The 1,177-nt window shown below is 46.9% G+C and carries 1 protein-coding gene; it reads right to left on the bottom strand.

The genetic code is table 11. The annotated features are described in order from the left end of the window. Positions 1–1,177, bottom strand: a 1,177-nt coding sequence (gene tuf / locus KI743_RS24330) for an elongation factor Tu (protein WP_285468567.1), incomplete at both ends; no start/stop codon positions are given.

Raw genomic sequence — 1,177 nt, 5'->3', positions numbered from 1 at the left:
AAGATTTTAGCTACAACACCAGCACCTACAGTACGGCCACCTTCACGGATAGCGAAACGTAGGCCTTCGTCCATTGCGATTGGAGCGATTAGCTCAACAGTCATTTGAACGTTGTCACCTGGCATTACCATTTCTACGCCTTCTGGTAGAGTGATGTCGCCTGTTACGTCAGTTGTACGGAAGTAGAACTGTGGACGGTAACCTTTGAAGAAAGGAGTGTGACGGCCGCCTTCGTCTTTAGAAAGTACGTATACTTCAGACTCAAACTTAGTGTGTGGGTTGATTGACTTAGGAGCAGCTAGTACTTGACCACGCTCAACTTCGTCACGCTTAGTACCACGTAGAAGTGCACCAACGTTCTCACCAGCACGACCTTCGTCTAGAAGCTTACGGAACATTTCAACACCAGTACATGTAGTTACTGTTGTTTCTTTGATACCAACGATTTCTACTTCGTCACCTACAGTTAGGATACCGCGCTCGATACGACCAGTTACAACTGTACCACGACCTTGGATCGAGAATACGTCTTCGATTGGTAGTAGGAACGGTTGGTCTACTGCACGCTCTGGCTCTGGGATGTAAGTATCTAGAGCTTCAGCTAGCTCAACGATCTTGTCTTCCCATTCCTTCTCGCCGTTTAGTGCGCCAAGAGCAGAACCTTGGATTACTGGTAGGTCATCACCTGGGAATTCGTACTCAGAAAGAAGTTCACGAACTTCCATTTCTACTAGCTCAAGTAGTTCTTCGTCATCAACCATGTCACATTTGTTCATGAATACGATGATGTAAGGGATACCAACTTGACGACCAAGTAGGATGTGCTCACGAGTTTGAGGCATTGGGCCGTCAGTCGCAGCAACAACTAGGATACCACCGTCCATTTGTGCAGCACCAGTGATCATGTTTTTAACATAATCCGCGTGTCCTGGACAGTCTACGTGTGCGTAGTGACGAGTTGGAGTGTCGTACTCAACGTGAGAAGTTGCGATTGTGATACCGCGCTCACGCTCTTCTGGAGCGTTATCGATAGATGCGAAGTCTTTCGCTTCACCACCGTACACTTTAGAAAGTGTAGTACAGATAGCAGCAGTTAGAGTTGTTTTACCGTGGTCAACGTGGCCGATAGTACCAACGTTTACGTGCGGTTTCGTACGTTCAAATTTTTCTTTAGACA

The sequence above is a fragment of the Vibrio sp. D420a genome (genome assembly GCF_030248625.1).
Taxonomy (GTDB): domain Bacteria; phylum Pseudomonadota; class Gammaproteobacteria; order Enterobacterales; family Vibrionaceae; genus Vibrio; species Vibrio fortis_A.
The sequence above is the reverse complement of the archived record's forward strand: the minus strand, read 5'-3'. Positions and strand labels throughout refer to the sequence as shown.